Origin of the sequence: Lysinibacillus sp. GbtcB16 (assembly GCF_019091145.1) — a bacterium.
GTDB classification, from domain to species: domain Bacteria; phylum Bacillota; class Bacilli; order Bacillales_A; family Planococcaceae; genus Lysinibacillus; species Lysinibacillus fusiformis.
Map to the genome: position 1 here is coordinate 1678187 of NZ_JAGXJV010000001.1, position 21180 is coordinate 1699366.

The 21180-nt window shown below is 35.6% G+C and carries 17 protein-coding genes; 11 read left to right on the forward strand and 6 right to left on the reverse strand.

All coding sequences use genetic code 11. The features are described from left to right. Position 1: 1 nt before the first annotated feature. From qoxC to qoxA, 3 genes are all read right to left on the reverse strand, one after another. Positions 2-598, reverse strand: a complete 597-nt coding sequence (gene qoxC, locus KVT27_RS08435) for a cytochrome aa3 quinol oxidase subunit III (RefSeq protein ID WP_008177591.1) — start codon at positions 596-598, stop codon at positions 2-4. Continuing rightward, positions 595-2544 (reverse strand): cytochrome aa3 quinol oxidase subunit I, encoded by a 1950-nt coding sequence (qoxB, locus tag KVT27_RS08440; protein WP_217581129.1) that lies wholly within the window; start codon positions 2542-2544, stop codon positions 595-597. The genes qoxC and qoxB overlap by 4 nt, the downstream gene beginning before the upstream one ends. Positions 2545-2612: 68 nt before the next feature. After that, on the reverse strand, positions 2613-3491 hold the full coding sequence (gene qoxA, locus KVT27_RS08445; protein WP_036148339.1) for a cytochrome aa3 quinol oxidase subunit II: 879 nt from the start codon (positions 3489-3491) through the stop codon (positions 2613-2615). Between the two features lie 350 nt (positions 3492-3841). On the opposite strand from qoxA, the gene pdxR reads away from it, so the two are divergent. From pdxR to KVT27_RS08485, 8 genes are all read left to right on the forward strand, one after another. Next, positions 3842-5287, forward strand: coding sequence for a MocR-like pyridoxine biosynthesis transcription factor PdxR (pdxR, locus tag KVT27_RS08450; RefSeq protein ID WP_217581130.1), 1446 nt, complete (start codon positions 3842-3844; stop codon positions 5285-5287). Positions 5288-5936: 649 nt separating this feature from the next. Next, positions 5937-6335, forward strand: coding sequence for a hotdog family protein (locus tag KVT27_RS08455; RefSeq protein ID WP_217581131.1), 399 nt, complete (start codon positions 5937-5939; stop codon positions 6333-6335). Further along, entirely contained in the window at positions 6332-7300 is a 969-nt protein-coding gene (locus tag KVT27_RS08460) for an MBL fold metallo-hydrolase (RefSeq protein ID WP_217581132.1), read from the forward strand. Before KVT27_RS08455 ends, KVT27_RS08460 begins: the two co-directional genes overlap by 4 nt. A 79-nt stretch (positions 7301-7379) precedes the next feature. Continuing rightward, positions 7380-7958: a LysE family translocator gene (locus KVT27_RS08465; protein ID WP_150907481.1), complete on the forward strand. Its 579-nt coding sequence runs from the start codon at positions 7380-7382 to the stop codon at positions 7956-7958. Between the two features lie 11 nt (positions 7959-7969). Then, entirely contained in the window at positions 7970-8749 is a 780-nt protein-coding gene (locus tag KVT27_RS08470; RefSeq protein ID WP_217581133.1) for an AraC family transcriptional regulator, read from the forward strand. A gap of 435 nt (positions 8750-9184) precedes the next feature. Then, positions 9185-10681 (forward strand): ATP-binding cassette domain-containing protein, encoded by a 1497-nt coding sequence (locus KVT27_RS08475; protein WP_217581134.1) that lies wholly within the window; start codon positions 9185-9187, stop codon positions 10679-10681. Between the two features lie 360 nt (positions 10682-11041). Continuing rightward, positions 11042-12571: a DHA2 family efflux MFS transporter permease subunit gene (locus KVT27_RS08480; protein WP_217581135.1), complete on the forward strand. Its 1530-nt coding sequence runs from the start codon at positions 11042-11044 to the stop codon at positions 12569-12571. A 236-nt stretch (positions 12572-12807) separates the two neighbouring features. Continuing rightward, a complete protein-coding gene (locus tag KVT27_RS08485) occupies positions 12808-13347 on the forward strand; it encodes a GNAT family N-acetyltransferase (RefSeq protein WP_036148353.1) in 540 nt (179 codons plus the stop codon). A gap of 202 nt (positions 13348-13549) precedes the next feature. On the opposite strand, the gene KVT27_RS08490 is transcribed toward KVT27_RS08485, so the two are convergent. Next, positions 13550-14458: a C40 family peptidase gene (locus KVT27_RS08490; RefSeq protein WP_036125883.1), complete on the reverse strand. Its 909-nt coding sequence runs from the start codon at positions 14456-14458 to the stop codon at positions 13550-13552. 981 nt (positions 14459-15439) lie between these two features. On the opposite strand from KVT27_RS08490, the gene KVT27_RS08495 reads away from it, so the two are divergent. The 3 genes from KVT27_RS08495 to KVT27_RS08505 all read left to right on the forward strand — a co-directional run bounded on the left by KVT27_RS08495 (position 15440) and on the right by KVT27_RS08505 (position 18560). Continuing rightward, complete coding sequence (locus KVT27_RS08495; RefSeq protein WP_217581136.1) at positions 15440-16399, forward strand: 2-hydroxyacid dehydrogenase; 960 nt, start codon at positions 15440-15442, stop codon at positions 16397-16399. Between the two features lie 65 nt (positions 16400-16464). Beyond that, on the forward strand, positions 16465-16848 hold the full coding sequence (locus tag KVT27_RS08500; RefSeq protein ID WP_150907479.1) for a cupin domain-containing protein: 384 nt from the start codon (positions 16465-16467) through the stop codon (positions 16846-16848). Positions 16849-17306: 458 nt separating this feature from the next. Further along, on the forward strand, positions 17307-18560 hold the full coding sequence (locus tag KVT27_RS08505; RefSeq protein ID WP_217581137.1) for an MFS transporter: 1254 nt from the start codon (positions 17307-17309) through the stop codon (positions 18558-18560). Positions 18561-18764: 204 nt separating this feature from the next. Here the strand turns inward: KVT27_RS08505 and KVT27_RS08510 are convergent, their stop codons facing one another. Beyond that, on the reverse strand, positions 18765-18956 hold the full coding sequence (locus tag KVT27_RS08510) for a hypothetical protein (RefSeq protein WP_217581138.1): 192 nt from the start codon (positions 18954-18956) through the stop codon (positions 18765-18767). A gap of 146 nt (positions 18957-19102) precedes the next feature. Then, positions 19103-20716 (reverse strand): PucR family transcriptional regulator, encoded by a 1614-nt coding sequence (locus KVT27_RS08515; protein WP_217581139.1) that lies wholly within the window; start codon positions 20714-20716, stop codon positions 19103-19105. Positions 20717-21180 lie beyond the last annotated feature (464 nt).

The window sequence follows — 21180 nt, forward strand, 5'->3', positions numbered from 1 at the left end:
TTCACACCATTCCTTTCAAGTAAATGAAACTGAAGATAAAAATCCAAACCACATCTAAAAAGTGCCAGTATAAGGAGAAGATGAAAGATTTATTGGCTGTTTCAGGCGTTAATCCACGCGTTATTAGTTGGTAGACAATAAATATGCCCCAGAACACACCAAATGTGACATGGGCACCATGCGTTCCTAATGTTGTCAATAGGGTAGCTGTAAAGGCGCTCGTTTGTAAGCCTGCACCAACATGCACATAATGAATAAACTCATAAACTTCAAACCCAATAAATGCTACACCTAGCAAAAGCGTCAAAATATAGAATGTAATCATCGCTTTCATATAGCCTTTGCGCATAGCGTGTATGCCCAGACCAATGGTAAAGCTACTTGTTAGAAGAATAAATGTTTCAAATAAAACAGGTGTTATTTCAAAAATGTCCGCTCCAGTTGGACCTGTTCCCGTGCGATCCACTAGCACAAAATAAGCTGCGAACAGCGTTCCGAAAAGCATGATTTCAGCGCCGATAAATACCCAAAAGCCTAGTATATTCAATTGATTTTGCTGTGTACTATATTCTAAAGGGAGTGATTGATCGATTTTCATGATTGACTACCTCGCAATTTTGATTCCGTTTCTTTCACTTTTTCGACAGGTACATAATGTCCAGGGTCTTTTTCCAATGAACGGTGAGCCATACAAATAAAAATGCCGATAGTTGTAACGATCGTTGGAATCCACATACCAAATACAAATGAGAAGCCCCAAGCAAAGAATATACAGCCTAAAATAAATGGTATACCGCTGTTATTTGGCATATGAATGTTTTCGTATTTTTCTGGGAACAAATCATGCTGACGATATTTTGCATCCCATAAAGCTTCAGTTGAAATGACATGTGGTACTTTTGCAAAATTATAGTACGGCACAGGACTTGGTGTAGCCCATTCTAGTGTACGTGCGTCCCATGGATCTGAGCCAATGTTTCTTGGTGCATAACGAATGCTGTAATAAACGTTGTAGACAATTAACATAAAGCCAATTGTAAGACCAATAGCGCCGACAAAGGAAACCATATTCCACATACCAAAACCTGTGGATGCTGAGTAAGTATACATACGGCGTGCTTGTCCATCTAAGCCAGAGAAGAACATCGGCATAAAGGCAAGTAGGGTGCTAATCGCAATAATCCAAGCCGTCACTTTGCCGATTTTTTCATTTAACATAAAGCCAAACATTTTTGGCCAATAGTAATGTAATCCTGCTAGCATGGCAAATACAACACCAGGAATAATGACCATATGGAAGTGAGCTACTAAAAACATTGTATTATGGTATTGGTAGTCAGCTGCTGACATACCTAGCATTACCCCTGTTACGCCACCTATTGTAAAAGTAGGGATAAACAACATGGAATAAAGCATTGGTGTTGTAAAGACAATTTTTCCTTTCCACAAGGTGAATAACCAGTTAAATATCTTCACCCCAGTCGGCACAGCAATAGCCATCGTTGTTATTGAAAAAATACTATTTGTTAAAGCGCCTTGCCCCATTGTAAAGAAATGATGGGTCCATACTAAAAACGAGAGGAAGGAGATAATCACCATGGAGCCGACCATCGATTTATAGCCGTAGAGATTGCGTCCAGAGAAGGTCGAAATAATCTCACTGTACAGCCCAAAGGCAGGTAAAATGAGGATATAAACCTCAGGATGTCCCCAAACCCAGAAGAAATTGGCCCATAGCATATCCATACCACCATTAGATGTTGTGAAGAAGTTCGTAGCAAATAGGCGGTCGAATGTTCCCATGACAAGGGCAACCGTTAATACTGGAAAGGCAAAAACGATAATTACGTTTGCGACTAATGAAGACCACGTAAACATAGGCATTTTCATTAATGTCATTCCTGGAGCTCGCATTTTGAGAATGGTAACAATCATATTAATACCAGTAATTAATGTACCTAACCCTGAAATTTGTAGAGCAAACAAGTAATAGTTGACCCCTACAGATTGACTAAATTCATTACTAGCAAGAGGGAAATAATTCGTCCAGCCAGCATCAGGTGAACCGCCAATAACAAAGGAAATATTTAAGAGCATTGCTCCCATGAAAAATAGCCAAAAGCTTAATGCATTCAAACGTGGGAAGGCCACGTCTCTTGCGCCGATTTGAAGCGGCACGATGTAATTCATAAAGGCCATAATAAACGGCATCGCCATAAAGATAATCATGACTGTTCCATGTGTCGTAAATATTTCATTATAATGCTGGGCATCCAGTAATTTATTATCTGGTATTGCCATTTGCGCTCGCATCATAATAGCATCCGCACCACCACGGAATAGCATGAGAATGGCTGAAATTAAATACATAATACCAATGCGTTTATGATCCACTGTTGTTAACCATTCCCGCCAAAGATAACTCCACTTTTTAAAATAAGTTAATCCTACAATAATCGCTATAACCGTTAGACCAATAGCGACCATAGATGCATAAATAGCTGGGCTTGGATGGGGTATAGCAAAACGTTCAAAGTAATCCATCTGACTATGTCTCCTTTCGACATAAACCTTATCGTAAACTAGTTTCGTTTGAGAAATTCAAGATTGATTTATTGAGAGGCATGATCTTTTACGTGTGAAGAGCCATGCTGATGTCCGCCATGTTCACCCTCAGGTGCCGGTAGAAACGTTAAATGCGTTCCATTGAATGTGGACTGTCCCACATGACCTGGTTCTAATAACGTATTAAATTTTTCCTCTGTTAATAAATCTGCTGTTTCCTTTACTTCCTTCACCCATGCATCAAATTCATCATGAGTCACCGCTGTAACGTTAAACGTATTTTCCGCAAATCCTTTACCATTAAAGTTTGCATTTCTTCCCATAAACTCTCCAGGCATATCCGCAGCCAAATGCAAGGTATTCACCATATCGGCCATCGCATATTTTTGACCCCCAAGCTGTGGAATCCAGAAGCTAGTAATCGGTCCATACGAATAAAGCTTGAATTCAATTGGACGCTCTGCAGGAATATACAAATAATTTACGGTTTCAATATCTTCTTCTGGATAACTAAAATGCCATTTCCAGTTAGATGTTGAAGCATAAATGACCAATGGCTTTTCATCTTTGTATTTTTCCGGTGTCGATTCCACCTTGTAATTACTTTGAACTGAAATAATAGACATGTACGCAACAATTAACACAGGTATACCTACACAAATTACTTCAACCATTGTGCTCCCTTTAATATGGGGAGGCTTATAGTCAGGACTTTGCTTGGAAGCACGAAATTTCATTAACATATAAGCTAAAATCACAAAAACGACTAGTACGATAAAGGACATAATCCCTATCGATAGCATAATATCTTTGGCTTGTACTTGAGCTTGAGGACCTTTTGGATCTAATACTAAAAGCGGGTCACAACCGGTTAACATAGTGACAATAGTGAAAAGACCAATTAATCTGAGCCAACTTTTTTTCATAAACAAACCCCTTTAACTGATTCTTTGAGTGGCTATCGTTTACTATAGGTTTGTATGGATTTTGATTCACAATTGATTTTTATCATAGTGGTACATCCATTGAAAGACAAGGCGTTTTGCAAGATAACACAGAACGTTCTAAAACTAAGAAAGTAATTTTAGTATAATAATATCGAGAGGGATAAGCGTCAAGTAAGGGTTTTCATAGATTTCTATGGACTAAAATTAAAAGTGGATGGCGAAAGTAATAAGAAAGTGGATGGTTATTTATCGTTAACATTATATTACGATTGACTTTTTAGCTTTTCAGATAAAGCTAGAAAAAAGAGGCCATATAGAGGTGAGATTAGATGAATTGGAAACCAGATCGACATGCAAAAAAAGCTATCTATAAACAGCTCGCAGAATATATTGAAAAGGGGATTGCAGACGGAACATTTCCGCCCGATAAACCATTACCATCAGAGCGATATTTAGCGAATACTTTACAGGTCAATAGAAGTACAGTTGTTAGTGCCTATGATGAATTAGAAGCAATGGGACTCATTGAACGCAATAGAGGAAGCGGTACAACCATTAGCAAAGATATTTGGGGAATCACAAGAAAGAGAATTCCAAGCTGGAATCGATATATTGAGGCAGGCTCCTTTTTACCGAATCTACCGGTTACGCAAAAAATAAGAAAAGAGGCAGTGGAACACAAACTCATCAATTTAGCGACCGGAGAGTTATCGGAGGATCTTTTTCCTAAAAGCGCATTAAGAGAGATTACAGCAACACGTTCTTTCATTGGTAGTCTTGGATATGATCACCCACAAGGAAGTGAGATTCTACGAACGACCCTAACAAATCATATTAAAACTAGCAGAGGAATTGATACAAAGCCATCTTCCATACTCATTACTTCTGGAGCTCAACAGGCGCTACATTTGATTGTCCAATGTCTGTTAAAGCCTGGAGATGCTGTCGCAATTGAAGATCCTTCGTATAACTTCAATTTACCTATTTTTAAATCAGCTGGTTTAAAAATCCATTATATTCCTGTTCATAAGGATGGCATTAATCCAGATGATTTGCAAGCACTATATAAAAAGCATCGAATTAAAATGATATTTTTAAACCCAGATTTTCATAACCCAACAGGCTCTTCATTAGCTATAAAGAAAAGAGAGGCTATTCTAGAAATATCGTCCAAGCTAGGCATTCCAGTAGTAGAGGATGACCCCTATAGCTTAACAGCCTTTTCAGGTGAGAAAAGACCAACATTAAAATCATTAGATAAAAACGGAAATGTATTATACATTAGCTCCTTGTCTAAAATTGTAGCTTCGGGTTTACGAATTGGCTGGATTATTGGTCCTACATCGGTTATTGAAAGACTATCCGACGCCAAGCAACAAATTGACTTTGGCCACTCCAGCTTCACGCAATGGATAGCGAATGATTTTTTAGAGTCAGCCAATTTTAACATGCATATGAAACATTTAGTAAAAGAATTGGAAAGACGTCGAGATACAATTGTCCAAAGTCTCCAAACGTATTTAAAGGGTCAGGTGACATTTTTCGCGCCACAGGGTGGGATTCATATTTGGTGCCAAGTACAGATGGAGGATTATAATGAAACCCAATTACTAGAAGAATCTATTAAACGTGGAGTCATCTATGTGCCTGGCTCGACTATGGGTTCACAAAAGGGATTTGTCCGTTTTACGTACGGCAGAGAAGATACTCGGTCGATCGATGAAGGAATCAAAAGGTTTGCACAAGCACTGCATTGCCTAAATGGAAAAAGATGAGTTTTTGTCAATAATAGACAAGTGGATGGTTAAATTAACACCAATGTGGATGGTTAAAAAAGTAGGGAAAGTATTTATGATAGAAACATGGATAACCAACATCCATCAAAGCTATCGACAATCATAGACGTGTGGATCGATTCACAATTATTCGCACAAGTAATGAAATCTGTAAATAGGGAAGGTGATAGGGAAACCTTGACAGCAATGCCGAGGGTATTAGGGACGAGGTAGGTCACTAATGTTAGTAGGTCCATGCGCCACAGAGGTTTTTACGAAAAAATGCTAGAAGCCCACTTTTAATAAAAAGGTTATAACATTCACAACACCTATCGTTAATGTTGTTTTAAAGCTTTACCTGTTCGAACAGTCTCATTTTAGCTTTAGCTGCCGATGAAAAAAATCAAGGCAGTCACTACTTATTATATTTTATTGCCCACGAGAATATATAAGGAATATAGGCACTCCTTATATACTCCAATCAAATCTAGTTAAAAACATGAAGTAGCCACCTAGCTCCGCACTACCATCAGCGCGCTAGGTGGCTACTTTTATAGAAAAGCTAGGGAAAATAGTTGAGTAATCTATTAATAAGTTTTAATATTCAGATTATAATAGTTTTTTCATTACTTAGCTAAGGGGGATGATGATGGTATTACAAATAGGGGAAAAAATAACATTTGAACGTACATTTACAAAGGAAGATGTAGAATTATTTACGAAGGTTTCTAAAGATGAAGGGGTTCATCATATAACGCCTGACGAACAAGGGCGGTTTGTTGTGCAAGGGCTTCTAACAGCCACACTTCCTACAAAAGTAGGGGGAGACTATAATGTGCTAGCTCGTAACATGAATTTCGAATTTTTACGTCCAGTTTTTAGCGAGGATACGATTCGTTGTGACGTCATCATCGAGCAATTTGAACAAGATGAAAAAAATCGAACAGCCATTACAGCAATATTTACATGCATCAATCAATTGGACAAAGAGGTATTAAAGGGCAGTTTTTCAGGTATTATTTTATATCAAAGTAGGGGATATATATGAAAAGTACTGAGATTCTTTTTTTCGAACGTCCATTTCCAAGTGCGAATAGTATGATTATTCGTGATGATCAATCATTTTTAGTAGATACTGGATTTGGCAGCGATATTGTGCGAACTGAGCAGCTTTTAACATCTGCAGGGATTTTACCAGCACAATTAAACGGCATTATTAATACCCATTATCATAGCGATCATGTTGGAGGAAATCATTATTTTCAACAGCGGTATGAAATACCCGTTGCTGCACATCTTTGGGAAGGTGAAATGGTGAATCAATGCGATATAGAGTCCTGTGGTGCACATTTTTTAGATCAACCCGTGGAACAATACACTGTTCAGCAATTACTAGTAGATGAACAGCAAATAATGACGGGGCAAAGTGCTTTCCAAGTTTTACATACACCAGGACATACATTGGGTCATATTGCTTTATACGAGCCAAAACAAGAAATTTTAATTTGTGGAGATTTATTTCATTATAATGATGTGGGATGGCTGAATATATTTAGAGAAGGGACAAACAGTATACGACGTTCCATTGAAAGTTTAGATCGACTCGCTACCCTTTCTATCAAAAAAGCATATCCTGGTCACGGCCCGGCTATCGATGAGCCATCCATAATGATAGACAAAGCAAGAGAAAGACTTGAAAAATGGATAGAGTCTCCTGAAAAAATGGCTTGGCATGCATGTAAGCGAATTTTTTCATTTACGCTGATGATAAAAAATGGATTAAAGAGTAGAGAAATCACGCCTTATCTACTAAGCTGCAGTTGGTTTTACGATTTCGCTGTCCACTTTTTCCGTTTAAAACCTGAGGAATTTGTACAACCATTGTTAGATGAAATGATTCGATCAAAAGCCGCAGCATGGCATCAAGACAAATTAATCGCCACAGCACCATATGAGGCACCAAATCCAAAATGGATAGAAGAGGATTGGAAACCAAGTAATTGGACTAAGTAAATGTGCAATTTTGTACTATAATGATTTTAATAATAGATGTAATAATTCAAAGAGATAAACTTGAAAGGAAGTTTGCTTCATGGATATTACATCTTTTTTATTGTACTGTTTTATTATTACGGCTACGCCAGGGCCAACAAATGTGGTTATTTTATCAACGACACAAAATTACGGTATTAAAAAGGGCTTACATTTTTCTTATGGTTCTACAATTGCGTTTTTTATTTTATTAGCATTATCAGCTTTTCTAAATTCATTGTTTTCAACTTTGGTCCCAAAAGTCTTGCTAATGATGCAAATACTAGGAACAGCTTACATGCTTTATCTAGCTTATCAAATAGTTAAAATGGATATTTCGAGTGATGCTACTAATAAAGTAGGAAACTTCAAATCAGGGTTTTTCATGCAATTTTTAAACCCTAAAGTCGTATTATTTACAATGACAGTGATTCCAAGCTTTGTGCTACCATACTATGAATCGTTTTTCGCGATATTCGTAAGTGTATTCGCCATTACCCTCATCGGATTAATAGCTTTCTTATTATGGGTAATGTTTGGAGCTATCTTTAAACAATTTTTACAACAACATAAAAAAGTCGTCAATGCTTTCATGGCATGTTGTTTAATATACGCAGCCATCATGATTTGGATTGAATAGAGGCGAAAAAAATGCAGCAATTTACTTATAAAAAAATGGATGGAATTACAGCATTGAAGGCAAGTTTTACTGATTTTAAGTATAAAAAGCATGCTCATCAGGAATATGCATTCGGGGTAACGTTAAAAGGTATCCAACATTATCATCTAGATGGAAGTTTACAGCTTTCACATCAAAATGGCGTTATGCTTTTTAATCCTGAACAAGTACATGACGGAATGGCTTATAATCGTGAAGGACTCGAATATGTAATGCTTTACGTAGAGCCATCTTTATTTTTAGAGGCTATTCAAAAAAGAGAAATCATTAGTTTTGACAAGCCCATTATCTATAACAATAGTGTAAAGAACCATATACTAAATCTATCACATGCAATTTTAACAGAAGAAAATTCAGCATTATGTCATGAGTTATTTTTACATTTATCTGATTGCTTAGTGGAGCAAGATTTTAGTCCATCCATGAAAATGGATAGTATGATGATTAAAAAAGCCAAAGAGATCATCCATTCACATGTTGAAAATATACTCAAAATTGAAGATATTTGTCAGGAGCTACAATTGACAACATTCCAATTCATTCGTCTTTTTAAAAAGTACACTGGGATTACGCCTTATCAATATTTCTTAAACTGTAAAGTCGAACGAGCTAAATCCATTATTGAACAAACAGGTGATATTTATGCGGGAGTTGCACAATGTGGATTTGTTGATTTACCCCATTTGAATAAACATTTTAAAAGTATTTTTGGTATCACAGCATTTGAATATTTATCCATTGTTAAAAACTGAGAGTAAAATGAATGGAATTGACAATAAATAGAATTTTATGTTAAAATATTGTTACTTAAATTGATCGGAGGGTGAAAAGATGAGCCATTGTTTATTTATTAGAAAACATTATTTCAATATAAATAAACAAGAAGCTATTCTTCACCTATTGTATTTAGAAATCACTCTATGACTGTTTATGCTCATTCAAAATATGTCTTGTACGGAGACGAGTTTTGAACATTTGTTGAATCAACATAAACGATCAAACGGTTGTCACAGACAAAAAGACTGGACACGCATATACGTTGTTACATAGGGAAACTATTTTCATTGAGCAAGATGCTTCTGTTTATAAACAGAGGCATCTTTTTTGTTTTTATCAATTTGTCGGGGTGATGCATATGAACAACTAAATGGAATGATTACGGAAGAATTAATGAAGGGAGCATTCACATGATTGAAATTCAACATCTAACCATCAGAACAATTACAGACAATCGGACGTTGATCGATCAATTCCAGCTAAGTATTCAAAAAGGCGACAAAATTGTCATTATAGGTGAGGAGGGGAATGGCAAAAGTACATTATTAAAATGTATTTATAACGAAAAATTAATGACTGATTATTGTACGTTTGAAGGAAAAATTCATAAGGACGGGTACTTATTAGGTTATCTTTCACAGGAGCTATCGGCACAGGAAGAAATGTTAACGATCACTGAATTATTTTTAGATAATAGTTGGAATAAGGATTTGTTAATGGCCATGGATGATTTTAATATCCAATCCTTAGTTTCAGATCAATCGATTAGTGATTTCTCAGGAGGGGAACGATTTAAATATCGTTTTTTAAAATTACTCGCCATGAATCCTGATGTTCTGTTACTGGATGAACCGACAAACGATTTAGATATAGGCACAATAGATTGGCTAGAAGTCTTTATGCAGCAAACTACGATTCCTATCATATTTGTATCGCATGATGAAACATTTATTAAAAATACGGCGAATGGTATTATTCATATGGAGCTTACCAATCGCAAGAAAATACCCAAATATACATTTTCAAGAGAGCCCTATGAAACATACCTAGCACATCGGGAAAACGATTTACGCAAACAAGAGCAGGTAGCGAGGAAGCAAGCAGCCGATTATAAAAAACAGATGGAAAAGTGGCATGATGTTTGGAATAAGGCAGAGCATCAGCATCAAAATGTAGCTCGCTCGGACCCGAGATTACAGAAGAAAGTAAAATCATTAAAACATCAAAAGCAGAGAATGGACAGAGCTACAGAGAATTTTTTCGAGATTCCAACTGTAGAGGAGGCAAGCGAATTCCGATTCGATTCCTCCATTCATATACATCGCCATAAAAAAATTCTAGAGCTATCATTGGAAACGCTTGAAATAGCAAACAAACAGCTTTCCCAAAATATAAACTTATCGATCATTGGACCAGAAAAGGTTGCGATTATTGGGGAAAATGGGGTAGGGAAATCAACCTTGCTAAAAAGGATATTGGACACGTTGAAGGACCGTTCTTCATTAAAAATAGGATATATGCCGCAAAATTACGAGGATTTATTGGACCCAAATCAAACTCCTATTCGTTTTTTAGAAAGAACAGGTGATAAGGAAGCAATGACGAAAGCTTTTACTCATTTGGGGAGCATGAAATTTACGAGCGATGAAATGCAGCAAAAGATTGGCCGGTTAAGCGGTGGTCAGAAGGCTAAGCTGCTTTTGTTAAAGATGATTATGGACGGTTGTGAACTATTAATATTGGATGAACCAACGAGAAACTTTAGTCCTTTGACAACGCCAGTACTGTGTCATGCATTAGCCCAATATGGTGGCGCCATTATTAGTGTTTCGCATGACCGCCGATACTTAAAGGAAGTTGTATCAACCATTTACGAATTAACGAATGATGGCTTAATTAAGAAATAATCAAGAAATAAACAATAAAAAAGTCGATTCTCTGTAAGAAAAGAATCGACTTTTTTCAAAAAATATATGTAGAACACATTGAAATCAACAATGGCTTATGGTAAATTTATAGAGATAGACGTTGTATAATTATCTTACCACGTACTTTCCCTATTTTAATTATACAATATACTCTATTCTTTCGTCAACAGTTTTATTACTTAGTTTTTAAAGGGGTGGTTGCTATGAAATCAGCAAAGGCACTACAACAGATGGGAGGAAAAAACTACTCAGCTCATTGACGAAGAAGTCCAGACCTAAAAAGACAATCGAAATTCTCAAGAAAATGAAAAAGTTAAAAGAAAGTAGGATTGATACTACATGTCGGAGAATACCATTTCTGTCGAGACAAAAGCGCCATACGGCATGATTGCCATTTTATTTATTGGGGCATTTGTCGCAATTTTGAATGAAACATTATTAAACATTGCTCTCCCAGCCATTATGACGGAATTTGACGTAAATGCTACTGCCGTACAATGGCTTTCCACAGGCTATATGTTGATTAACGGTATTTTAATACCGGCAAGTGCATTCTTTATTCAACGTTTTACAGATAAAAAGCTATTTATTACCGCAATGGCCTTATTTACACTAGGTACATTCCTAGCAAGTATTGCACCAGCATTTGGTGTATTATTAGCGGCACGTATGATTCAAGCTGCCGGCTCAGCCATAATGATGCCTTTACTAATGAATGTTATGCTTACGGCATTCCCAGTTGAAAAACGAGGTGCAGCGATGGGGATGTTCGGTCTCGTGATGATTACTGCTCCTGCAATTGGACCTACACTGTCCGGCTGGATCATTGAGCATTATAGCTGGAGAATGTTATTTGATATTGTTCTACCAATTGCTATTTTGACATTAATCTTTGCAGCCTTTAAATTGAAGGATGTGACACCACAACGTGCCATTAAGCTTGATGTGCTATCACTCATTCTATCGAGTATCGGATTCGGCGGACTGCTTTACGGCTTTAGTTCGGCAGGGGAAAAGGGTTGGGACAATATACTTGTCTACGGAACAATCATTATTGGGACGATTGCTTTAATTACCTTTGTCCTTCGTCAATTTCGTATGGATGAACCAATGCTTGAGTTTCGTATTTTCAAATATCCTATGTTTGCCTTATCATCGGCCATTTCCATCGTCATTGCGGTGGCTATGTTCTCCGCAATGATATTAATGCCTATATATGTACAAACGATTCGTGGTATTTCACCAATGGATTCAGGTTTATTAATGCTACCAGGTGCGATTGTGATGGGGATCATGTCGCCAATTACCGGGAAGCTCTTTGATAAATATGGCGCAAGAAGCTTAGCCGTATTTGGATTAATCATCACGATTGTCACTTCTTATTACTTTAGTAAAATAAGTATAGATACGGCTTATTCGACACTTGTTCTGCTATATACATTACGTATGTTTGGAATGTCGATGGTTATGATGCCCGTTATGACAAATGGTCTGAATCAGCTACCAGCACATAATAATCCACACGGAACAGCAATGAATAATACGCTTCAGCAAGTATCCGGTGCGATTGGATCAGCTGTATTGATTACAGTTATGAACAATAAAACAACTGCTAAAGCTGAAGAAATAGCTGCTAGTGCCATGAATAATATGAGTGCCAATGCACAGACATCTACACAGGGTGCCGCTGAACTAAAACAACAAATCATGAATGAAGCCATGCTCCATGGTATCAATTACACCTTCTTTATTTCAACTTTGATTGCGGTGATCGCACTCATTCTTGCATTCTTTATTAAAAGAGTTAAACCAAATCAAGAAAATATGATGCCTAATGAGGATGTTGAAAAACAAGTAGAAGTGAAATAGGTAGGGAAACGGGTGTTGCTTATAGTAGCAACACCTGTTTTTTAGTTTTAAGACGATCAAAAATCTAATTGATTGAACTGATGGGATATAATGATAATTTTTAAAACTAAATTGACATTGGAAATCAATCACCATACAATTTGATTGATTCGTCACTCATTTTTTTGACAGTTGCTTCTAAGTTTACGATAGATGAAAAAGAATTCTAAGCTCAATTAAACTAAGGAGAAATTAATTTGAAAATTGAAACAATATATGACTACGAAATAAATGATTCATTAAGAGCCAAATTACAATATTTATTAACAGAATGCTTTACTGAAGATTATCCAAAAGAAAGGATTTACTTTAAGCAATTACCTCATTTTAGATTCATAGCAACGGATGACAAAAATGAACTTGTTGGTCAGGTTGGCTTGGATTATAGAATAATGAATTTAAATGGGAAACCTATTAGAGTTCTTGGCATTATCGACTTATGTGTATCAAAAAATCAGCGTTCGCAGGGAATAGGTTCATTGCTACTCTCGAAGATAGATGAATTTTGTAAAGGAAAGTCAGTTGATTTTTTACTCTTGTTTGCAGATAATAAGAAATTATACGTAAATGCTGGCTTCAAGTCTGTCCATAATGAGTGTACATGGTTAAAAATAGACAATAAAAATCAAACAACAAATGGGATAGGGTATGAAAAAATTAATGAGCTTATGATTAAAGAAATAGGTAATATCAAATGGGAAGATGGCAAAATAGACTTATTAGGCTATCTTTATTAAGCTCAGTCCCTTTCTAGAATAAAACAACTTTAAAAGTCTTGTTACTGAAGCAGATGTAACAAGACTTTTTTTGTAATCTCTGACGTTCAATAAAAATGATGCAACAAAACAGTTAGAAAGGCTTTGTGATGCGGTCAAGCGGGGGAAGGGGAGCTTGAAATTAAAAAAATGGCGTTTCATCCATGTGAAACGCCACTTCATATTATTGAGTTAATCGTTGGATAAAAGCATCTAAATGTTCGATTGTCACGTTATCGTTCACACCGAATAAATTGTCACCTTTGCCTACCGTAATTTTATTGGAGGCAAGGATAGATACATAGCTGTTAGCCCAATGTGATCCTGGAACATCTACAAAATTTTCTGTTGCTCCTTGTTGTTTTAAGTGGAATGCTTCCACTAAAACTTTTGATAATTGACCGCGTGTAATTGGTGAACCTGGATTAAATTTCCCGTTTTCATCACCAGTAAATACTCCGATTTTTTTGAGGGCTTCAGCAGCACCAGCATATTTAGATCCTGGCTTTACATCAGGAAAACTTGAATTTGTTTGACTAGTATCTAATTGTAGCTTCTTAGCTAATTTAAGAGCGAGTTCTCCACGTGATGAATAAATAGTAAAGTCTATTTCAGCATCTTTTACCTCTCCATAATCAGAGAAGCTTGCAACACGTTTTGCACCCACGTAACGAGATCCCCAATAGTATGGGTCATTGATTTTATCAATTTTAACCCCTGAACTTGTAGTAGCCGAAATAAAATTGCTGTCACCTATGTAAATGCCAACATGTGAAACACCGCTTCCCGAAGTATTAAAAAATACGAGATCGCCAGTCTTTAAATTGTCTTTAGCTATAGAAGTACCTTGTTGATATTGAGCAGTGGATGTACGTTCTAATGAAATACCTAACTTAGAAAATACTAATTGTGTATAGGCAGAACAATCAACACCTGTTCTAATATCTGTACCTCCATATTTATAAGGAGCACCAATATATGCCTTTGCTGTATTTGTTATATCTGTATATGTAGCTGCTTGCGCATCGTGAATACCTATTCCTGTAAAGAACATAAAAGATGCAAAAATCGGTAGTAATATTCTTTTCTTCAATTAATCCTTACCCCTTTCAAAAAGCAATCGCTTTTGAACTAAAGTAAGAATATCATGAAACAGTTAGGAGTTATTTTTCAATAATATTACTGATTAACACTTTCCTATGATTCTGACATGTTATTTTTAATTGTGTAATGTATCTGCAATAATTATGGTCAATTTTACTAAATATATATGAATTAATTGGATATTTAGGGATATAAGAGCTATTAATTATAATTATGCTAAATGTAGATGCATTTGATAATTAATAGCTCTTGCTAGAAAAATATAAAAAGTTGAGATGTAATCATGAATCATCGTTATTAAAATAGGTAGGCAGGGAATTATGGTCAATAATTCTTACATCATGAGAAATTACATTCCAAACAAATCTATTGATTATAACGACATCAGAATCAGTAAGATTATTGCCCAGCGGCAAATGTGCCATCTTAGGAGAAGAATTTGCAATAGATGATAACTATTCAAACTTAAAAGGTTTGATCAAGGCTAATATAAACTTATACATTTGAAAGGCAAAGTTAAAGAGAGTTATATTGTTTTTATCGAAACTTTAGCATCCATATATAGATCGAATTAGTCCGATAATCTTAGGATTACCAGGGCTGTTTTTTTTGTGCAGAGAGTAGAAAGGGGTAGTAATTCTAATTTGGATAAAGCGTATTCCTAGTTATTTTAAATAGTAGCTTTAGTCAAAAACATGTAATGTCGTTTCACTTTTTGTTTAAAGTGAACAATGTTATTTAAAGGCTCCTATCCTACAATTAAATTAAGCAATTAACATAATAAAAAATAAAAAAGGAAGTGACTGAAAACGAAAATACCTACTTTTTTTGTGCAATATGTGCAAAAAAAATCATCCACCTCTTACTGTGAAATAACAGTTTGAAGAAATGTGTATCTCTCTTTTATAAACCTATGGAAACTAGTTAATCAACAGACGTATTCAAAAACAATAGGAAGGAATTGATTGAAATGTTAGTCAAATTATTAGAACCATTAAATGTTTCAGATTCGATTATTGAAAAATTAGCGGAGCCAATCAAACAGGCCGGTCATGAATTTGTTTATTATAACGAGAAAACAACAGATAGTGCAGAATTAGCAAGACGTAGTGAAGGTGCAGATGTAATTATGATTGCTAATAATCCTTATCCTAAAGAAGTGATTGATCAAAATGCCAATTTAAAATTAATAAATGTAGCCTTTACAGGTGTAGATCATGTAGGTATCGGACAAGCGAGAAACCAAGATGTTATGATATGTAATGCTGCTGGATATGCGAATCAAGCAGTTGCTGAATTAACAATTGGTTTAGTGTTAGATGTGTATCGTCATATCACTCAGGGTGATAAAGAAATCCATGCCGATAATTTCCCAGGAGCATTCCAAGGTAGTGAAATTAAAGGGAAAACAGTTGGTTTGATTGGTACAGGTAAGATTGGTATGATGACTGCTCGTTTGTTTAAAGCATTTGGCGCAAAAATAGTAGCTTCTGACCAATCTAGAAGAAACCCGGAAGCAGAAGTTTTGGGTATCGAATACATGGAATTAGATGAGTTATTAGTACAATCTGATATTGTGTCATTACATATACCATTACTTTCGAGCACAAAAGGATTAATTTCTAAAGAAAAATTAGAATTAATGAAGGAATCAGCAATTTTAATCAACTGTGCACGAGGCCCAATTGTTGATAATGATGCATTAGCAGATGCATTAAATGAAGGGCGAATTGCAGGAGCGGGTATTGACGTATTTGATATGGAACCGCCTATTCCTGGAGACTATAAACTATTACAAGCCAAAAATGCGATTTTAACACCTCATGTAGGCTTCCTAACGAATGAGGCAATGGAATTACGGGCTAAAATTGCATTTGATAACACAATGGCATTCTTAGAAGGAAAACCTCAAAATATTATTCGCAGATAATCATTTTCTGTTAAACGCTAAATAACGTGGGTATAGTTTTAAATTCGAAACAAGGAGAAAATACAATGACATTAAAACAATTAGCAAGAGAAGATTTAAAAAATCGTATTTTCCATTGGCCTGATATTCAAGAGTTTAGAGAAGAAGAAGCGACAAAACATATTTTTTATGAAACACCTAATACTGTTGGAGCTATATGGTGTATGCGACCAGGACAAACTTTGCCACTTCACTCACACGAGAAAGCTGATGATATTTGGGTTGTTATTGAAGGGACGGCAGATTATTATCCAGAATGTGGTAAAATGGTTCAAATTAAAGCTGGGGATGTTGTAGTTTCACGTGCGGGTGAAAAGCACGGAATGACTAATAATTCTAGTAGAGATTTCGTCATGTTAGGGATTGCAGGTCCGACACCAATCGGCTTTATTGCGCATAAACATCATTAAGTTAACGATCACGTCTGTTGATTAACTAATTTTCAAAGTAAAAAAAGATTCCTCCTTGTAGATCCATTATCTACTACGGAGGAATCTTTCGTGCGATCACAAAGAATTGTCACACCTGAGTAAAATTTTATTTTACAAAATTGGATTTGAGCAAAGGTGTTTCCACGTAGATTGCGATCAGTCCGATTACCTATAGGGTAGTCGGGCTTTTTTTGTTTATTCGAGCCTTCCTTATTATGAGGAGAGTTTGCAAAGGTACAAAAGCACTGAGAATGGATCGAGAAATGAGAATGTCTTAAGTCATACTTTTATAAACAATTCAAACATAGGCTTTTGTCTAAAATGTGCAATGCTAGTTCTGTTTTTGTCGAAAGTGAACAATGTTATTTACGAACTCATCACCTAAAATTAAATTAAGCACTACATAAGTAAAAAAAGAAAAATGGGAGTGTCATATTATGGGACAAACAGTTAAGAATGACCCGAATTATTACAAAAAAATCATTTTTGCACTGTGTTTAGGTTGGGTAGCTATTTGGATTTATCGTACAATACTTACACCAATATATCCACAAATTCAAGAATCGCTTGGTAATATTAGCGATACTCAAGTAGGACTTATTGCTTCTATTTATTTCTTTGCCTATACGGGTATGCAAATTCCATCAGGAATACTCGTTGATAAATTTGGACAAAAACGAGTATTAATCCCTGCGTTTATCATTTTTGCATTAGCAGCATTCGTCATTGGATCAAGCACGACAATCACTCAAGTTTATGTAGGTGCCTTAATGGCAGGTCTTTCGACTGGTTCATACTATGGTGCGGCTTTCTCTTTATCCGCTAAATATATGCCAAAAGATAAGAAAAGCTTTTCTAATGCGATCATCAACAGTGGTTCGGCATTAGGGATGGTTATTGGTCTAGTAGGCTCATCTGTATTAGTAGCTGGCCTTGAAATCCAATGGAATTACATGCTTTATATGATAGCATTCTTCATAGTAGCTGTAATATTTGTATTTACGCTATTTGTTAAACAAGACAAAAAAACAGCTACAAATGAAACATCTGAAAATAAGCAAACAACACAAGCCACAGTATCTCAAGGCGTAGAATTATTCTCGCTAAAAAAAGTAGTTATTTATTTCGTCTATTTTGCAACATGTTATGGTTATTACATGATTGTGACATGGTTACCATCATTCCTAGTCGCAGAAAAAGGATTTGAACAAGGTTCAGTAGGATATGTAGCTGCTTTAGTTGCAGTCACAGCAGTACCTGGTGCATTGATATTTTCTAAGTATATTGACAAAAATGCACATATGCGTCAGAAATTAATTATCTTCTTGTTAATTGGTGCAGCCGTAACAATTAGTTTAACTGTATTTGCACCTAACCCTTCTGTCCTATATGCAGCATTAGTTTTATACGGTTTATTAGGTAAACTTGCCATTGATCCAGTTTTAATCACATATGTAACGGATTCAGTACCTTCCAACAGCATGGCCAAGGCACTAGGTATTTTTAACTTCTTTGGAATGACATCATCAGTTATTGCGCCAACTCTTACAGGTTATATTGGTGATCTAACTGGTTCGAAAGTATTGGCATTCTATATTGCAGCAATACTTCTTGCAGCAGCAGCCATTTTATTCTTCCTTGTCGTGATGGTGAAAGAGAAGAAAGCAATCAATTCCCTAACTAATGAATAAAGTAAAGCTACCTATCGATGGAGGTTTAGTACATCTTCCGCTGATAGGTAGTTTTGTTATTACTGACCAAAGGCAGAGAGGTCTTCCCATGAAGAAGCTAATTCTCTAGATGAATTATACAACTCCATGCAATCCTAGTTCGATATAGTTTGACAATGTTTTTCGCTTAGATCATCAGCCAGGCAGTGTCGGAACAAATTGTTGCTATGGCTGTCTTGGGTGACCGTCGTCCGCGGTTGGTAAACATAAAAACGCCAGAATTTGTCTGGAGGATACTCTGTTCGTCCGGGCATGTGGCGAGGACACAACTTCTGCCATCCCGGCAGGAAGCGGCGATGCTCTTGGAACGGTTGTTAATGCAGCTCCATTTAAAGGTGGATTCAATCGAATAAGCACCAGTTTCATGATAATATCGTGAGTAGGAGATACTACATTTGCGTACTCATAATTGAGGTGGGGAAGCAAGTGTTCCAGTAAAAAAGGCAAAAAGAATCCCGCCAAAAAAGCATTCATAAACAGCTTTTTAGCGGGATTTTTAAAGTTTAAAAATTTACTTTCTCTGACGCAAATAATGCTAATCGTAGATCTAATGAAATATCAGGTGATTCGATAGACTGACCTAAAATCTCTTCACATTTTTTAATACGATATTTTACCGTATTCCGATGAATAAATATATCTTCAGAAGTCTTTGTCAGATCACAATGATTTGCCAAATAGATTTTCAATGTATATTTTAGTTCTTTTTCTTTCGTCGTTTTTGGATAGGCTAATGAACCTAGTGTATACGTGATAAACGGTTTTAATTTATTTGCTGGAATGAGTTGTAACAATTCTTCTACACTTTTAGATTTATAGAGTTCTATAAATTCAACTTTACTACTTTCAGACTTATGATCAAAAGCTTCATTCGCTTCAAAATAAGAGAGTGGTAGCTGTGAGAATTCAGTAACTTCATTACCAATACCGAATGACATTGTGCTATTAAAAAGTTTTTGATACTCTTTTTGGATATATTTGCAGTAATCTAAATAATATTGATGTTTAGTTTGTAATAGAATCGTAAATCGATGATTACCTGGAGACCTATACACACTGATACAAGGATCTATGTCTGTAAATTTATGTGTTAGCCATTCAAAAGTCATTTGATAGCGCTCATTCAAATAGATATTATTTTCCACATCCCTTTCTTGATCAATCGCACAAACGATTACTTGATAGAAATTGGATGGTTGAATAAGGTGCTTTTTTAAAAACTCAGGGTGCTGTTTGACTGAAATAAGATTATCAGGATGTTCAGACATCAATGTTTCGAAAAATCGGTTTACATCTTGTTGTTCCGCTTCTTTAATTTTACTATTTTTATAAATGGCAAGACTAAGTGTATTCACGGCTTGTTCTATGGCAAGCAAACTAAATGGATAAGTGAGCGTATTAACATTTGAAACCATCAAATAATACGGAAAATATTTAAATGCTGGAACTTCAAATATAATATGTTCTTCTTGGAAAGATGCTTTATTATTAGGTGAGATTTGCTTGGAATTCACACATCTTTTGAAGTAACTAAGATTTTTCTGAATTTGCTCTGCGTGTTCTTGGAAGTGATGGCTCATCGATTTAATTTGATGAAAAGGATTTAAGAGCATCACAGGGACTCTAAGGAGTCTGCTCATTCGTTCAATCATCATATCCAAGCTCAAACCTCTCATAAGCATTGTATTTAATTCTTGTTGGATATCTAATGCAAAATATAATTTTTCAGTTTCTTCATCCAAGATATAGGATGATATATGGTGCGTAATGGATCCGAGATTCCAACTATCAGGGATTCTAACAATGGGGAATTTTAGCTTGTTGGCATACTCTATTACTTCATCATCAATTTTTTCTAAAAAGCGTGATAATTTAACGCCTATGCCAGCAACTTGTATATCATTTAATTCTCGAATGAGATCCTTTAATCCGGATTGGTCGTGTTGATAACACATACCCGTAGTAACGATAAATGAATGAGGAGCTGTGAAATTTTTAATATCAGGCGTTTCTGTAATATCGACCATTTCTACTTCTCTTTCTAAATCTCCCTCATCATTTAATAATGTTAAATCAGAAAATTGTTGGACAGACATGATTTCTTTTAATGTTGTCATAAGAGTCATCCCCTTTATATTTGTTAAATAAATCCAAAATAAGTATGTAAAACGCTACAAGGATAACCTATCACTCTGATTGTATACTATTTTTGAAGGTTATTATATAAAATTCTTTATTTTGAAATAGTAAAGAAGAATCATATGCTTGACCTAGGTCAAATATTCTACGTGATGCTTTGTTTATAAAATATGGTTACAACAAGGATAGCATGGCTAAAGTAGCTTGAACAAAGAAGTTCACCTTTGCACAACTAAACTCTGTTAAGAATAGCTATGTTAGAAAGAAGTGACAACAATGTGAGATCAACAATACAATCCACTTGGAACCGAAATAGTGAGTGGCATAGCCTTTCTTCCTGTACTCCTATTTCTACTTTCTACTTAGTATTAAAAGGGATTGATGCAGCAGCAGGTAATCAAATCGAGAATGAGTCAAATATCTTTCAATACAATACAATATA

Bases quoted from the DNA above. Each gene is read 5' to 3' on its own strand.
- KVT27_RS08470 (WP_217581133.1), top strand. From the start codon at position 7,970: ATGCAGCAATTTACTTATAAAAAAATGGATGGAATTACAGCATTGAAG.
- KVT27_RS08505 (WP_217581137.1), top strand. From the start codon at position 17,307: ATGGGACAAACAGTTAAGAATGACCCGAATTATTACAAAAAAATCATT.
- pdxR (WP_217581130.1), top strand. From the start codon at position 3,842: ATGAATTGGAAACCAGATCGACATGCAAAAAAAGCTATCTATAAACAG.
- KVT27_RS08465 (WP_150907481.1), top strand. From the start codon at position 7,380: ATGGATATTACATCTTTTTTATTGTACTGTTTTATTATTACGGCTACG.
- KVT27_RS08515 (WP_217581139.1), bottom strand. From the start codon at position 20,716: ATGACAACATTAAAAGAAATCATGTCTGTCCAACAATTTTCTGATTTA.
- KVT27_RS08460 (WP_217581132.1), top strand. From the start codon at position 6,332: ATGAAAAGTACTGAGATTCTTTTTTTCGAACGTCCATTTCCAAGTGCG.
- KVT27_RS08500 (WP_150907479.1), top strand. From the start codon at position 16,465: ATGACATTAAAACAATTAGCAAGAGAAGATTTAAAAAATCGTATTTTC.
- qoxB (WP_217581129.1), bottom strand. From the start codon at position 2,544: ATGGATTACTTTGAACGTTTTGCTATACCCCATCCAAGCCCAGCTATT.
- qoxA (WP_036148339.1), bottom strand. From the start codon at position 3,491: ATGAAAAAAAGTTGGCTCAGATTAATTGGTCTTTTCACTATTGTCACT.
- KVT27_RS08455 (WP_217581131.1), top strand. From the start codon at position 5,937: ATGGTATTACAAATAGGGGAAAAAATAACATTTGAACGTACATTTACA.
- KVT27_RS08495 (WP_217581136.1), top strand. From the start codon at position 15,440: ATGTTAGTCAAATTATTAGAACCATTAAATGTTTCAGATTCGATTATT.
- qoxC (WP_008177591.1), bottom strand. From the start codon at position 598: ATGAAAATCGATCAATCACTCCCTTTAGAATATAGTACACAGCAAAAT.
- KVT27_RS08475 (WP_217581134.1), top strand. From the start codon at position 9,185: ATGATTGAAATTCAACATCTAACCATCAGAACAATTACAGACAATCGG.
- KVT27_RS08480 (WP_217581135.1), top strand. From the start codon at position 11,042: ATGTCGGAGAATACCATTTCTGTCGAGACAAAAGCGCCATACGGCATG.